The 15,048-nt window shown below is 32.7% G+C and carries 14 protein-coding genes and 1 other annotated feature; all 14 genes read left to right on the top strand.

Translation table 11 applies throughout. From position 1 onward, the window contains the following. On the top strand, positions 1 to 254 hold a 254-nt coding region (locus tag ABDZ71_RS16520; RefSeq protein ID WP_486187742.1), incomplete at its 5' end, for an EF-Tu C-terminal domain-related protein. A 236-nt stretch (positions 255 to 490) separates the two neighbouring features. Beyond that, positions 491 to 640 carry a 50S ribosomal protein L33 gene (gene rpmG / locus ABDZ71_RS16515; protein ID WP_343763379.1) on the top strand — a complete coding sequence of 50 codons (150 nt, stop codon included), beginning with the start codon at positions 491 to 493 and terminating at the stop codon, positions 638 to 640. A gap of 35 nt (positions 641 to 675) precedes the next feature. Further along, entirely contained in the window at positions 676 to 915 is a 240-nt protein-coding gene (gene secE / locus ABDZ71_RS16510) for a preprotein translocase subunit SecE (protein WP_425544724.1), read from the top strand. 41 nt (positions 916 to 956) lie between these two features. After that, positions 957 to 1,481, top strand: coding sequence for a transcription termination/antitermination protein NusG (nusG, locus tag ABDZ71_RS16505; RefSeq protein WP_343763376.1), 525 nt, complete (start codon positions 957 to 959; stop codon positions 1,479 to 1,481). Between the two features lie 72 nt (positions 1,482 to 1,553). Further along, positions 1,554 to 1,979 carry a 50S ribosomal protein L11 gene (rplK, locus tag ABDZ71_RS16500; RefSeq protein ID WP_343763374.1) on the top strand — a complete coding sequence of 142 codons (426 nt, stop codon included), beginning with the start codon at positions 1,554 to 1,556 and terminating at the stop codon, positions 1,977 to 1,979. A gap of 54 nt (positions 1,980 to 2,033) precedes the next feature. Then, positions 2,034 to 2,723, top strand: coding sequence for a 50S ribosomal protein L1 (gene rplA, locus ABDZ71_RS16495; protein WP_343763371.1), 690 nt, complete (start codon positions 2,034 to 2,036; stop codon positions 2,721 to 2,723). A 42-nt stretch (positions 2,724 to 2,765) separates the two neighbouring features. Then, positions 2,766 to 2,894, top strand: a sequence feature (ribosomal protein L10 leader region). A gap of 36 nt (positions 2,895 to 2,930) precedes the next feature. Further along, positions 2,931 to 3,428, top strand: a complete 498-nt coding sequence (rplJ, locus tag ABDZ71_RS16490) for a 50S ribosomal protein L10 (protein WP_343763369.1) — start codon at positions 2,931 to 2,933, stop codon at positions 3,426 to 3,428. A gap of 36 nt (positions 3,429 to 3,464) precedes the next feature. Next, positions 3,465 to 3,830: a 50S ribosomal protein L7/L12 gene (gene rplL / locus ABDZ71_RS16485; protein ID WP_343763368.1), complete on the top strand. Its 366-nt coding sequence runs from the start codon at positions 3,465 to 3,467 to the stop codon at positions 3,828 to 3,830. A gap of 266 nt (positions 3,831 to 4,096) precedes the next feature. Then, complete coding sequence (rpoB, locus tag ABDZ71_RS16480; protein WP_343763367.1) at positions 4,097 to 7,804, top strand: DNA-directed RNA polymerase subunit beta; 3,708 nt, start codon at positions 4,097 to 4,099, stop codon at positions 7,802 to 7,804. A 20-nt stretch (positions 7,805 to 7,824) separates the two neighbouring features. Further along, positions 7,825 to 11,361, top strand: a complete 3,537-nt coding sequence (rpoC, locus tag ABDZ71_RS16475) for a DNA-directed RNA polymerase subunit beta' (protein ID WP_343763365.1) — start codon at positions 7,825 to 7,827, stop codon at positions 11,359 to 11,361. Between the two features lie 123 nt (positions 11,362 to 11,484). Further along, entirely contained in the window at positions 11,485 to 11,724 is a 240-nt protein-coding gene (locus ABDZ71_RS16470; protein ID WP_343763364.1) for a ribosomal L7Ae/L30e/S12e/Gadd45 family protein, read from the top strand. An 81-nt stretch (positions 11,725 to 11,805) separates the two neighbouring features. Then, the gene (gene rpsL, locus ABDZ71_RS16465; protein WP_343763362.1) at positions 11,806 to 12,183 is read left to right on the top strand and encodes a 30S ribosomal protein S12; all 378 of its coding nucleotides are present in this window, start codon (positions 11,806 to 11,808) and stop codon (positions 12,181 to 12,183) included. 156 nt (positions 12,184 to 12,339) lie between these two features. After that, positions 12,340 to 12,810, top strand: coding sequence for a 30S ribosomal protein S7 (gene rpsG / locus ABDZ71_RS16460; RefSeq protein ID WP_343763361.1), 471 nt, complete (start codon positions 12,340 to 12,342; stop codon positions 12,808 to 12,810). An 80-nt stretch (positions 12,811 to 12,890) separates the two neighbouring features. Beyond that, complete coding sequence (fusA, locus tag ABDZ71_RS16455; protein WP_343763360.1) at positions 12,891 to 14,960, top strand: elongation factor G; 2,070 nt, start codon at positions 12,891 to 12,893, stop codon at positions 14,958 to 14,960. The last annotated feature ends 88 nt before the right edge of the window (positions 14,961 to 15,048 follow it).

Genomic DNA, 15,048 nt, shown 5'->3' with positions numbered 1-15,048 from the left:
TATTAAAGAAAGAAGAAGGCGGAAGACATACACCATTCTTCAACGGATATAGACCACAATTTTACTTTAGAACAACAGATGTTACAGGATCAATCGAATTACCAGAAGGAGTAGAAATGGTAATGCCAGGAGATCACATAGATATGGCAGTTGAATTAATAAACCCAGTAGCAATGCACGAAAACTTAAGATTCGCTATAAGAGAAGGCGGAAGAACAGTTGGATCAGGTGTTGTTACTACTATAACTGAATAGTATTATTACATTATAAAAGGGACTGGGTTTCTAGACCTAGTCCCTTTACAAGTGATAAATTATCTAAAAATGGTAAATAATAATAGTGCATGCAATTATTAAGCAATAAATTCATTGACATATTCATTGACATATGGAATAAGTTGTGATAAATTAGTGAAGTGATGCAAGTTTTTTTGCGTTTAAGGTAGGTTGTATGCCGTTTATATATAAGCATATATTAGGAGGTGTATATAATGAGAGTAAAAGTAACATTAGCATGTGAAGAATGCAAGAATAGAAACTATAACACAATGAAAAACAAGAAAAACAACCCAGATAGATTACAAATGAACAAATATTGTCAACATTGCCACAAGCATACACTTCATAAAGAAACAAAATAAGATAGCCTTATTATTATTTTTAGGGATGTGAGAAAATGGTTGCTAACAAAAAAATTAAAGGTTCACAACAACCTTCAGCGACTAAAAACAAAGGCTTTATGAACTTCTTTAAAGATTTAAAATCGGAGTTTAAAAGAATAACATGGGCATCTAAAGAAGATGTTAAAAAAGCAACAATTACTGTTTTAGTATTTTGTTTTGTATATGTTTTAATTATAGGAATGTTTGACTATGGTTTCAATAACCTTTTCAAGTTAATTTTTAACTTGAAGTAAGGGACAAAGGAGGGAAAAGGGATATCCTAATCCCTAAAGTTATGTCAGAGGAAAAAGCTAAATGGTATGTTGTTCATACATATTCCGGATATGAAAATAAAGTTAAAGTAAACTTAGAGAAAACAGTAGATAATAGAAATTTACAAGACTGGATTCAAGATATAGAAGTTCCTATGGAAGAGCAAGTAGAAGTAAAAGATGGTAAAAAGAAAATAACTCTTAAAAAGACTTTTCCAGGGTATGTTATAGTCAAAATGGTAATGACTGATGATTCATGGTACATAGTAAGGAATACTAGAGGTGTAACTGGTTTCGTAGGACCAGGATCAAAACCTGTTCCTCTTACAGAAGCAGAAGTATTTTCTATGGGAATAAAAGAAAAACAAGTAAAACCTGACTTAGAAGTAGGCGAAAGCGTAAAAGTTATGTCAGGACCACTTGAAGATTTCCCAGCAGTAATACAAGAAATAAACCTTGATAAGAAAAAAATTAAAGCATTAGTTAATATGTTTGGCAGGGAAACTCCTGTTGAACTTGATTTCAATCAAATAGAAAAACTTGATTAAGCCATCATTAAAGCAAAAGCTTAATGAGTGGGAGGAGTAAAATCCGCATAACCACATAGAGGAGGTGTAAATATGGCTAAAAAAGTAGTAGGAATGATAAAACTTCAACTTCAAGCAGGAAAGGCAAGTCCAGCACCACCAGTAGGTCCAGCTTTAGGACAACACGGTGTTAATATAATGGGATTCTGTAAAGAATTTAATGCAAAGACTGCTAAGCAAGCTGGAATGGTAATACCAGTAGTTATAACTGTATATCAAGACAGATCTTTTAGTTTTATACTAAAAACTCCACCAGCAGCTGTACTATTAAAGAAAGCAGTTGGAATAGAAAGTGGCTCAGGAGTTCCTAACAGAACTAAAGTTGCTAAAGTTACAAAGGCTCAATTAAAAGAAATAGCTGAAACAAAAATGCCTGACTTAAATGCAGCAACAGTAGAAACAGCTATGAGTATGATAGCTGGTACTGCAAGAAGCATGGGTATAACTGTAGAAGAATAAGTTTTAAATTAGTGGGAGGTTTTATACCGTTAATACCACAAAGGAGGATTTAATATGGGAAAGAAATATAAAGAAAGTTCAAAGCTTATCGATAGCAAAGCTTTATATACAGTACAAGAAGCTTTAGAACTTGTTGTTAAAACTTCAAAAGCTAAATTCGATGAAACTATAGAATTAGCAGCTAGACTTGGTGTAGATCCAAGACATGCAGATCAACAAGTTAGAGGAGCAGTTGTACTTCCTCATGGAACTGGTAAAAAAGTTAAAGTTTTAGTTTTCGCTAAAGGTGATAAAGCTAAAGAAGCAGAAGAAGCAGGCGCTGATTACGTTGGAGCAGAAGAATACATGAAAAAAATTCAAACTGAAAACTGGTTTGATTTTGATGTAGTTGTTGCTACTCCAGATATGATGGGTGTTGTTGGAAGATTAGGTAGAGTATTAGGACCAAAAGGTTTAATGCCAAACCCTAAATCAGGAACAGTTACATTTGATGTAGCTAAAGCTATAAATGAAATAAAAGCTGGTAAAGTTGAATATAGAGTAGATAAAACTTCTATAATTCACGTTCCAATCGGAAAAGCTTCATTTGGAGAAGAAAAATTATTAGCTAACTTCCACGTTTTAATGGAAGCTATCATTAAAGCAAAACCAGCAGCTGCAAAAGGTCAATACGTAAAATCAGTTGTTTTATCAAGTACTATGGGACCTGGAATAAAATTAAATCCAGGAAAAGTATTAGAATAATATTGACATAGTTATTTAATATTGATATAATTAATAAGGTTAATAAATGAAATAATGTCTCCGTAGACAGTAGGTGCGAAAGCGTAATAGTTAAGCTAGCCTGCCTAGGAATTCAATATATGAATGTATTGGGTCTTTCTGTTCTACGGAGGGACCTTATTTATTTTATCATAAATAAACATGTAAACTGTGAGGAGGTGGCACACAGTGGCAAATAACAGAGAAATAAAAGAAGCTAAAGTTCAAGAAATACTTGAAAAAATGGAAAAAGCACAATCAATGGTATTCGCTAAATACCAAGGATTAACAGTAGAAGAAGATACAACATTAAGAAAGAATTTAAGAGAAGCAGGCGTTGAATATAAAGTTTATAAAAATACTTTAGTAAAACTAGCTGCGAAAAAATTAGGACATGAAGATTGTTTCGAATTTTTACAAGGACCTGTTTCAATAGCTTTTGGTTACGAAGATGTAACTGCACCAGCTAGAATTCTTAATGACTTTGCTAAAGAAGCAAAAGCATTAGAATTAAAAGGAGCATTAATTGAAGGACAAATATGTGATGAAGAAAAAATCAAAAAAATCGCATCAATACCTTCAAGAGAAGTTCTTATTGCAAAACTACTTGGCAGCATGAAAGCTCCAATATCAAATTTTGCATATTTAATTAAAGCTATAAAAGAAAAAAAAGAAGAAGAAGCTTAATATTTTGAGTTGAAAAATTACGGAGGTGTCTAAATAATGAAAAAAGAAGAAATGATTCAAGCTATAAAAGATATGACTGTTTTAGAATTAAACGAACTAGTAGAAGCATGTGAAGAAGAATTTGGAGTAAGCGCAGCTGCACCAGTTGCAGTAGCTGGCGGAGCAGCAGGAGCAGGAGCTGCTGAAGAAAAAACTGAATTTGATGTAGTTTTAGCAGATGCTGGATCATCAAAAATCAAAGTTATAAAAGTTGTTAGAGAAGTAACAGGTCTTGGATTAAAAGACGCTAAAGCTTTAGTTGATGGAGCACCTAAACCATTAAAAGAAGCTGTAGCAAAAGATGACGCTGAAGCTATGAAAGCTAAATTAGAAGAAGTAGGCGCAAAAGTAGAATTAAAATAATATTTTAAAATTACATAAAAGGGCACTTTAAGGTGCCCTTTTTTAATACTTTAATAGTTATTGACAATATATAAATATTATGATAACATAATGAATTGCATTGATTAATTTTAAATATAATTACATAATGTTTTTTTTATGAATTATTTGTATTAAAATGGTTATACTGATTGGATAATAGCGTATACAACCCAAAGACACAATGAACAAAAATTGGTAAATAATGTGTTTTTGGTTATTTTAGTTTATACAAGGGGTGAAATTATATGGTACATCCTGTGCAAGTTGGCAAGAGAACGAGAATGAGCTTTTCAAAGCTTAAAGAAATCGGACAAATGCCTAATCTAATTGAAGTTCAATTAGATTCATATGACTGGTTTTTAAAAGAAGGCCTTCAAGAAGTATTTGACGACATTAATCCTATTCAGGATTATACAGGTAACTTAAATCTAGAATTTGTAGGATACAAACTGGATGTTGATAACATTAAATATTCAGTGGAAGAATGCAAAGAAAGAGATGCTACTTATGCAGCACCACTAAAAGTAAAAGTTAGACTTCTAAATGAGGATACTGGAGAAGTAAAAGAACAAGAAGTATTTATGGGAGATTTCCCACTTATGACTGAACAAGGAACTTTTATAATCAATGGTGCAGAAAGAGTTATAGTTAGTCAATTAGTAAGATCTCCTGGCGTTTATTACAATATGTCATTAGACAAAGTTGGAAGCAAATTGTACTCAGCTACAGTTATACCTAATAGAGGGGCATGGCTTGAGTATGAAACTGATTCTAACAATATAATATACGTTAGAATAGACAAAACTAGAAAACTTCCTATAACTATACTTGTTAGAGCTCTTGGATATGGAACAGATGCTGAAATAATAGATTATTTCGGAGAAGACGAGAGATTAAAAGCTAGTATAGAAAAAGACAATACTAAAACTAGAGAAGAAGCATTACTAGAAATATATAAGAGATTAAGACCAGGTGAACCACCTACAGTTGATAGTGCTCAGTCTCTTATAGAATCATTATTCTTTGATGCAAAAAGATATGATTTATCTAGAGTAGGTAGATATAAATTCAATAAAAAATTAGCATTAAATTTAAGAATTGCTAATCAAATTGCAGACAGAGATATAGTTAATCCACAAACTGGAGAAGTATTAATAGAGCAAGGACAAAAAATAAGCAGAGAAAAAGCTTTAGAAATACAAAATTGTGGTATAAATGAAGCTTATATAAAAGTAGAAGATAAATCTATAAAAGTAATAGGAAACCATTTTGTTAATATAAACAAAGTTGTAGATTTTGATATAAGCGATTTAAATATTAAAGAAAATGTATATTACCCAGTTTTAAAAGACATATTATACAATTATTCAGAAGAATCAAAGATAAAAGAAGAAATAAAGAAAAACATACACAATTTAATACCAAAACATATTATAAGAGAAGATATTTATGCTACAGTAAATTATGAACTAGGATTAGCTCATAATGTTGGATATTTAGATGATATAGACCACTTAGGAAATAGAAGACTAAGATCTGTAGGAGAATTATTACAAAATCAATTTAGAATTGGTTTATCTAGAATGGAAAGAGTAGTTAAAGAAAGAATGACTATTCAAGACCAAGAAGTAATAACACCACAGGCTTTAATAAATATAAGACCAGTAGCAGCTTCTATAAAAGAATTCTTTGGAAGCTCTCAATTGTCACAATTCATGGATCAAACTAATCCATTGTCAGAGTTAACTCATAAGAGAAGATTATCTGCCTTAGGACCTGGTGGACTTTCTAGAGAAAGAGCGGGCTTTGAAGTAAGAGACGTTCATCATTCTCATTATGGAAGAATGTGTCCTATAGAAACTCCTGAAGGACCAAACATAGGTCTTATAAACTCATTAGCTACTTATGCTAGAGTTAACGAATATGGATTTATTGAATCACCTTATAGAAAAATAGATATTGAAAATAAAAGAGCTACTAACAAAATCGTTTATATGACTGCAGATGAAGAAGATCAGTATCTAGTAGCTAGATCAAATGAGCCTATAGATGAAAATGGTTATTTCTTAGATGACAAGTTAACAGTTAGAGCTAAAGAAGATGTTTTAGTAGTTCCAATAAGTGAAGTAGAATATATGGATGTTTCACCTAGACAGTTAGTTTCAGTTGCTACTGCAATGATACCATTCTTAGAAAACGACGATGCCAGCCGTGCTCTTATGGGATCAAATATGCAACGTCAAGCAGTGCCACTACTAAAAGCTCAAGCGCCTATAGTAGGAACTGGAATAGAATATAAAGCAGCTACAGACTCAGGAGTACTTCCAAAGGCTAAGAATGCAGGAACAGTAGTTTTTGTATCTGGTGATGAAGTTAGAGTTAAAAGAGACAGCGATGGTGGAATAGATAAGTATAACTTGCTTAAATTTAAAAGATCAAACCAAGGGACTTGTATAAACCAAAAACCTATAGTATCAAAGGACGAAAAAGTTGAAAAAGGAACATTATTAGCGGATGGACCTTCTACAGACTTAGGAGAAATAGGTCTTGGTAAAAACATTCTTATGGGATTCATAACATGGGAAGGATATAACTACGAAGATGCCATGCTAATATCAGAAAAATTAGTTATGGAAGATGTATTTACATCTATTCACATAGAAGAATATGAATCAGAAGCAAGAGATACAAAACTTGGACCTGAAGAAATAACAAGAGATATTCCTAATGTAGGAGAAGAAGCTCTTAAAAACATAGATGAACGAGGAATAATAAGAATAGGTGCTGAAGTTAGATCTGGAGATATATTAGTTGGTAAAGTTACTCCAAAAGGAGAGACTGAATTAACTGCAGAAGAAAGATTACTTCGTGCTATATTCGGAGAAAAAGCTAGAGAAGTTAGAGATACTTCACTTAGAGTTCCTCATGGAGAAACAGGAATAATCGTTGATGTAAAAATATTTACAAGAGAAAATGGAGATGAACTTCCACCAGGAGTTAATAAACTAGTTAGATGTTATATAGCTCAAAAAAGAAAAATCTCTGTTGGAGATAAAATGGCAGGAAGACATGGTAACAAGGGTGTTATCTCAAGAGTCTTACCACAAGAAGATATGCCATTCTTACCAGATGGTAGACCTCTTGAAATATGCTTAAACCCTCTAGGCGTACCTTCTCGTATGAACATAGGTCAGGTATTAGAGGTACACTTAGGATTAGCAGCTAGTAAATTAGGATGGCATATAGCAACTCCTGTATTTGATGGAGCTACTGAAAACGAGATAGTAGAGTGTTTAAAGAAAGCTGGATATTCTGAAGATGGAAAAACAGTTTTATATGATGGAAGAACTGGAGATCCTTTTGATAGCAGAGTAACAGTTGGATATATGTATATATTAAAACTTGCTCATCTTGTTGATGATAAGATACATGCTAGATCTACTGGACCATATTCACTAGTAACTCAACAACCACTTGGTGGTAAAGCCCAATTCGGAGGACAAAGATTTGGTGAAATGGAAGTTTGGGCACTACAAGCATATGGTGCAGCTCATACTCTTCAAGAAATATTAACAGTTAAATCTGATGATGTTGTAGGAAGAGTTAAAACTTACGAAGCTATTGTTAAAGGTGAAAATATTCCAGAACCTGGAATACCAGAATCCTTTAAAGTTCTTATAAAAGAATTACAAGCGTTATGCTTAGATGTAAAAGTATTAAACGATGATAGCGAAGAAGTTAAAATAAAAGATTCTGTAGAGGAAGACATAGAAGAATTAGATGTTAACATAGAAGGAAATGAAGAAGAGTCAGAAGAGGATCAAAAACAAGAAGATAAATCAAAATCTGACAGTAAAGAAGAAGCTTCAGAAGAAGCTAAACAAGAAGATGATGATTTAGGAAATTTATCTTTAGATGATCTTGATTTAGATGAGTTCAGCGATGAACATTAATTTGAAGGGAGGATGTACCCTTGTTTGAATTAAATAATTTTGATGCACTTCAAATAGGATTAGCTTCACCAGAGAAAATAAGGGAATGGTCAAGAGGAGAAGTTAAAAAACCAGAAACTATAAACTATAGAACATTAAAACCAGAAAGAGATGGATTATTCTGTGAGAGAATATTCGGTCCTATAAAGGACTGGGAATGCCATTGTGGTAAATATAAAAGAATAAGATACAAAGGGATAGTATGTGACAGATGTGGAGTAGAGGTTACAAAATCTAAAGTAAGACGTGAAAGAATGGGGCATATAGAACTTGCAGCCCCAGTATCTCACATTTGGTATTTCAAAGGAATACCTTCTCGTATGGGACTAATGTTAGATATGTCTCCAAGAGCTTTAGAAAAAGTACTTTACTTTGCTTCATACATAGTATTAGATCCTAAAGAAACTCCATTATTAAAGAAACAGTTATTAAACGAAAAAGAATACAGAGAATGTATGGATAAATATGGAGAAGATAGCTTTGATGCTGGAATGGGAGCTGAAGCTGTAAAGAAACTATTAGCAGAAATAGACTTAGAACAAAGTACTATTGAGCTAAAAGAAGATTTAAAAACAAGCACTGGTCAAAAAAAGGTAAGAATTATAAGAAGATTAGAAGTGGTAGAATCTTTCAGAAAATCTGGCAATAGACCAGATTGGATGATTATAGATGTTATACCAGTAATTCCACCGGATTTAAGACCAATGGTTCAATTAGATGGGGGAAGATTTGCTACATCTGATTTGAATGATTTATATAGAAGAGTTATAAATAGAAACAATAGATTGAAAAAGCTATTAGATCTAGGAGCACCAGATATAATAGTTAGAAATGAAAAGAGAATGCTTCAAGAAGCAGTAGATGCTCTTGTTGATAATGGTAGAAGAGGAAGACCAGTAACTGGACCTGGAAATAGACCTTTAAAATCTTTATCTGATATGTTAAAAGGAAAACAAGGAAGATTTAGACAAAACTTACTTGGAAAACGTGTTGACTATTCTGGACGTTCAGTTATCGTTGTAGGTCCTGAACTAAAAATGTATCAATGTGGTTTACCAAAAGAGATGGCAATTGAGCTATTTAAACCATTTGTTATGAAAAAATTAGTTCAAGATGGATTAGCACATAATATAAAAAGTGCTAAAAGAATGGTAGAAAGAGTACAATCACAAGTATGGGATGTATTAGAAGAAGTTATTTCAGATCATCCAGTACTATTAAACCGTGCTCCGACTCTTCACAGATTAGGAATTCAAGCATTCCAACCTGTACTTGTAGAAGGTAGAGCTATAAAGCTTCATCCACTTGTATGTACAGCATATAATGCGGATTTTGATGGTGACCAAATGGCTGTCCATCTTCCTTTATCAGTAGAAGCACAAGCTGAAGCAAGATTTTTAATGTTAGCAGCTCATAACATATTAAAACCTTCAGATGGAAAACCAGTAGTTGTTCCTACACAAGATATGGTTTTAGGATCTTATTATTTAACAATAGATAAAGATCATGCAAAAGGAGAAGGAAGAGTATTTTCTTCACCAGAAGAAGTTATAATGGCATATCAGCTTAAACAGCTTGATGTTCATGCAAAAATAAAAGTTAGAATAAAAAGAGAAGTAAACGGAGAAATGATTTCCGGAATTATAGATACAACACCAGGTAAAATTATATTTAACGAATCTATACCACAAGATTTAGGATATATTGACAGAACTATACCTGGAAACGAACTAAAATTAGAAGTAGATTTTCTTGTAAGTAAAAAAACTTTAGGTGGAATAATAACTAGATGTTACATGAAACATGGAGCAACAAAAACATCTACTATGCTTGATAAAATAAAAGCTAAAGGATATCATTATTCTACTATAGGTGCCATTACAATATCTACATCTGATATGGTAGTTCCAGAGCAAAAACAAGAACTTCTTCAAAATACTGAGAAAAAAGTAGAGAAAATCCAAAAGATGTATCGTAGAGGATTTATATCTGAAGAAGAAAGATATGAAAAAGTAATAGATATGTGGACTAAAACAACTGAAGATGTAGCTAATGCTCTTATGGATAATCTTGATAGATTTAATCCTATATATATGATGGCAGATTCAGGAGCCAGAGGATCTAAGAGTCAGATTAAACAATTAGCAGGTATGAGAGGACTTATGGCTAATCCGTCAGGTAAGATTATAGAACTTCCTATAAAAGCATCATTTAGAGAAGGACTAGACGTTTTAGAGTACTTTATATCTACTCATGGAGCTAGAAAAGGTAACGCAGATACAGCCTTAAAAACAGCAGATTCAGGGTATTTAACAAGAAGACTTGTTGATGTATCTCAAGATGTTATAGTAAGAGAAGAAGATTGTGGAACAAAAGAAGGATTTGTGGTATCTGAAATAAAAGAAGGAAATGAAGTTATAGAGTCTTTAGCTGAAAGATTAACAGGAAGATATTCTCTAGAAGCAATTGTTCATCCTAAGACAAAAGAAGTTATAGTTCCAGCAGATACTTATATGGATGAAGAATTAGCTCAAAAAGTTGAAGATGCAGGTATAAAAGAAGTAGAAATACGTTCAGTATTTGCATGTAAAACTAAACATGGAGTTTGTTCTAAATGCTATGGTAGAGATATGGCTACTAGCCAAAAAATTAAAATTGGTGAAGCAGTAGGTATAATAGCTGCACAAAGTATAGGTGAGCCCGGTACACAGCTTACAATGAGAACATTCCATACAGGTGGAGTTGCCGGTTCCGATATAACTCAAGGTCTTCCTAGAGTTGAGGAATTATTTGAAGCAAGAAAACCTAAAGGATTAGCTATAGTATCAGAAGTATCAGGTACTGTAAAAATGGAAGAAACTAAGAAAAAGAGAACAGTATATGTTGTAGCTGATTCTGGAGAAGAAGTTTCATATGATATACCTTTTGGCTCAAGAATTAAAGTTAAAAATGGAGATATGGTATCAGCAGGGGATGAGATAACAGAAGGTTCTATAAATCCTCATGATATTATAAGAATAAAAGGAGTTAATGGAGTTAAAAACTATCTTTTATCAGAAGTTCAAAAAGTTTACAGACTTCAAGGTGTTGATATAAATGATAAACACTTAGAAGTAGTAGTAAGACAAATGACAAAGAAAGTTAAGATAGAAGATTCAGGAGATACTACATTACTACCAGGAACTATGATAGATATCTTTGACTTTAATGAAGCAAATGAAGAAGTAGAAGCAAATGGTGGAGTTCCAGCAAAAGGAAGAATAACTTTACTTGGAATAACTAAAGCATCATTAGCTACAGAATCTTTCTTATCTGCAGCTTCATTCCAAGAAACTACAAGAGTTCTTACTGATGCAGCTATTAAAGGAAAAGTTGATCCATTATTAGGTTTAAAAGAAAATGTAATTATTGGTAAACTTATACCTGCAGGAACAGGTATGATGAAATATAGATCTTTAAATGTAACTAATAATTGTGAAGAGTGCGAAAAAAGCTCTTTAGAGTCATTAGAAGTATAAATTTTATAAATATTGACATTGTAAATCCAAAATGATAAAATACATCTGTTGTATGTTTTAATGTAGGAGCAAAGTCTAATGACTTTGTCTCCTTATTAAAGAATTTTTGGGAGGAAACTAAATATGGTTGATAGGCTTAAGGGTAGTAAAGTTGTAGGTATAAAGCAGACTACTAAGGCTGTCAAAAATGGTGATGTTAAGGCTGTATACATATGTAAAGATGTTGATTTGAAATTAGTTGAGCCTCTTAAAAGGTTAGCTAATGAAAAATCTCTAAAGATAATAGAAATTGATACTAGAAAAGAGCTAGGTGCTTTATGTGGTATTGATGTAGGTGCGTCAGTTGCAGCAACATTGCTTTAATAATATTTTAGCTAAAAAGCCATTTTATTTTGGCATATAACATAAAATTTAAATACTTTGTTTTAAAAAGGAGGTGCAGGTATGCCAACAATTAGCCAACTAGTAAGAAAAGGTAGAAAGACATTAACAACAACATCAAATTCACCAGCATTAAAAGAATGCCCACAAAAAAGAGGAGTTTGTACAGTAGTTAAAACTACAACACCTAAAAAACCTAACTCAGCTTTAAGAAAAGTTGCAAGGGTTAGACTTACAAATGGATTCGAAGTTACAGCTTATATTCCAGGTGTAGGACATAACTTACAAGAGCATAGTGTTGTTCTTATAAGAGGAGGAAGAGTTAAAGATCTTCCAGGTGTTAGATACCACATTATTAGAGGTGCATTAGATACTGCTGGAGTAGCTAATAGAATGCAAGCTAGATCAAAATATGGTGCAAAAAAACCAAAACAAAAATAGTAGTTTGTATTTGATGTAATTTAGTTGAATTAAATAGTGCTGTGTCTTCGGCGTTTATATAGATTTATTATGATTTTGCAGAAGTTTATAGCGCTTTGCGGCAACAATTATGTCGAGTACCGATGAACTTAATTTAATATTAAGGAGGGAAGAAAAGTGCCAAGAAAAGGACATATAGGAAAAAGAGAAGTATTACCAGATCCAATGTATAATAGTAAGGTAGTAACAAAACTTATAAACAGTATAATGTTAGATGGTAAAAGAGGAGTAGCACAAAAAATATGCTACAACGCATTTGAAATCATGGCAGAAAAATCAGGAAAAGATGCAGTTGAAGTTTTCGAGGAAGCTATGAACAATGTAATGCCATTACTTGAGGTAAAAGCTAGAAGAATAGGTGGAGCTACATATCAAGTTCCAATAGAAGTTAGACCAGAAAGAAGACAGACTTTAGCAATAAGATGGATCCTAGCTGCTTCAAGAAGCAGAGGCGAAAGAAACATGAGAGAAAGATTAGCGTCTGAACTTTTAGATGCTGCTAACAACACAGGAGCATCTGTTAAGAAAAGAGAAGATATGCACAAAATGGCAGAAGCTAATAAAGCTTTCGCACATTATAGATACTAATATAAGATTTAAACTGTTTTGGCTTATGCCAGAACAGTTTTGTCAAATTTTAAATTGAAAAACGATAGGAGGAAAAAAAATTGGCTACTAAAAAGCAATATCCTTTGTCAAAATTCCGTAACATAGGAATAATGGCACATATAGATGCTGGTAAAACTACTGCTACTGAGCGTATATTGTTTTATACAGGAAGAAATCATAAAATAGGAGAAACACACGATGGTGCGTCTACTATGGACTGGATGGAACAAGAACAAGAAAGAGGTATAACAATAACATCAGCAGCAACTACTTGTTTTTGGAAAGATCACCAAGTAAACATTATAGACACACCTGGGCACGTAGATTTTACAGTTGAAGTTGAAAGATCACTAAGAGTACTTGATGGAGCTGTTACAGTTCTAGATGCTAAAAGTGGTGTTGAACCTCAAACAGAAACTGTTTGGAGACAGGCGGATACATACAAAGTTCCTAGAATGGTGTTTGTAAATAAAATGGATAAAATGGGAGCAGACTTCTTAATGTCTGTTAACACAATAAGAGACAGATTAAAATCAAATGCTATTCCACTTCAATTACCAATTGGAGCAGAAGATGATTTCTCAGGAATAATAGATTTAGTTCAAAACAAAGCATTTAACTATACTAACGATTTAGGTACTGAAATTGAAACAATAGAAATTCCAGAAGACCTAAAAGAATTAACAGAAGAATACAGAACAATGATGTTAGAAGCTGTTGCTGAACTAGATGAAGAATTAATGATGAAATATTTAGAAGGCGAAGAAATTACAGAAGATGAAATAAAAGTAGCTATAAGAAAAGGCGTTATTAGTAATGAAATAATTCCTGTTCTTTGCGGATCAGCTTATAAAAATAAAGGTGTTCAATTATTATTAGATGCTGTAGTTGAATATATGCCTTCACCATTAGATATTCCACCAGTTAAAGGAACAAATCCTGAAACAGGAGAAGAATTAACAAGACCTGCTGATGAAAAAGCTCCATTAGCTGCACTAGCATTTAAAATAGCTACAGATCCATTTATAGGTAGATTAGCTTTTGCTAGAGTTTACTCAGGAATAATGGAAAATGGTAGTTATGTATATAACTCAAACAAGGGTAAGAGAGAAAGAATCGGAAGACTTGTTAAAATGCATGCTAACCACAGAGAAGAAACTGACACACTAAAAGCAGGAGAATTAGGTGCTATAGTTGGTCTTAAAGCAACTACAACAGGAGATACTCTTTGTGATGAAAAAGAAGAAATTGTTTTAGAAAACATGGAATTCCCAGATCCAGTTATAGATGTAGCTATAGAACCAAAAACTAAAGCTGGTCAAGAAAAAATGGGTATAGCTTTAGCAAAACTTGCTGAAGAAGATCCAACATTTAAAACTTTCACAAACCAAGAAACAGGTCAAACAATAATATCTGGAATGGGTGAACTTCACCTTGAAATTATAGTTGACAGACTTAAAAGAGAATTTAAAGTTGAATGTAACGTAGGTGAACCACAAGTTGCTTACAAAGAAACAATTAGAAAACCAGTTAAAGTTGAAGGAAAATTCGTTAGACAATCTGGTGGACGTGGACAATACGGACATTGTTGGATTGAAATGGAACCAACAGATGGAGAATACGAATTCCAAAATGCTATCGTTGGTGGTTCAATACCAAAAGAATACATACCAGCAATTGATAACGGAATACAAGAAGCATCTGAAAGTGGTATAATAGCAGGATACCCTGTTATCAACTTTAAAGTTAAATTAGTTGATGGATCATACCATGATGTCGATTCTTCTGAAATGGCATTTAAAATCGCTGGATCTATGGCATTTAAAAATGGTATGAAAAAAGCTGATGCAGTATTACTAGAACCTATAATGAAAGTTGAAGTAGTTGTACCAGAAGAATATATGGGTGACGTAATAGGAGACATAAACTCTAGAAGAGGTAGAATAGAAGGAATGACTCCAAGAGCTGGTGCAGAAGTAATAAACTCATTTGTACCATTATCTGAAATGTTTGGATATGCAACTTCTTTAAGATCTAGAACACAAGGAAGAGGAAACTACGTAATGCAATTTGATCATTACGATCAAGTTCCAAAGAACATACAAGAAAAAGTTGTTGGCGATAAATAAAATTTAATTAATATATTGATGTATATAAAAGGAGGAAACAAAAAATGGCAAGAGCAAAGTATGAAAGAACAAAACCCCATGTAAATAT

This window comes from Clostridium oceanicum (assembly GCF_039521385.1).
In the GTDB taxonomy this organism is placed as follows: domain Bacteria; phylum Bacillota; class Clostridia; order Clostridiales; family Clostridiaceae; genus Clostridium_F; species Clostridium_F oceanicum.
This window is presented reverse-complemented; position numbering and strand designations above follow the sequence as displayed.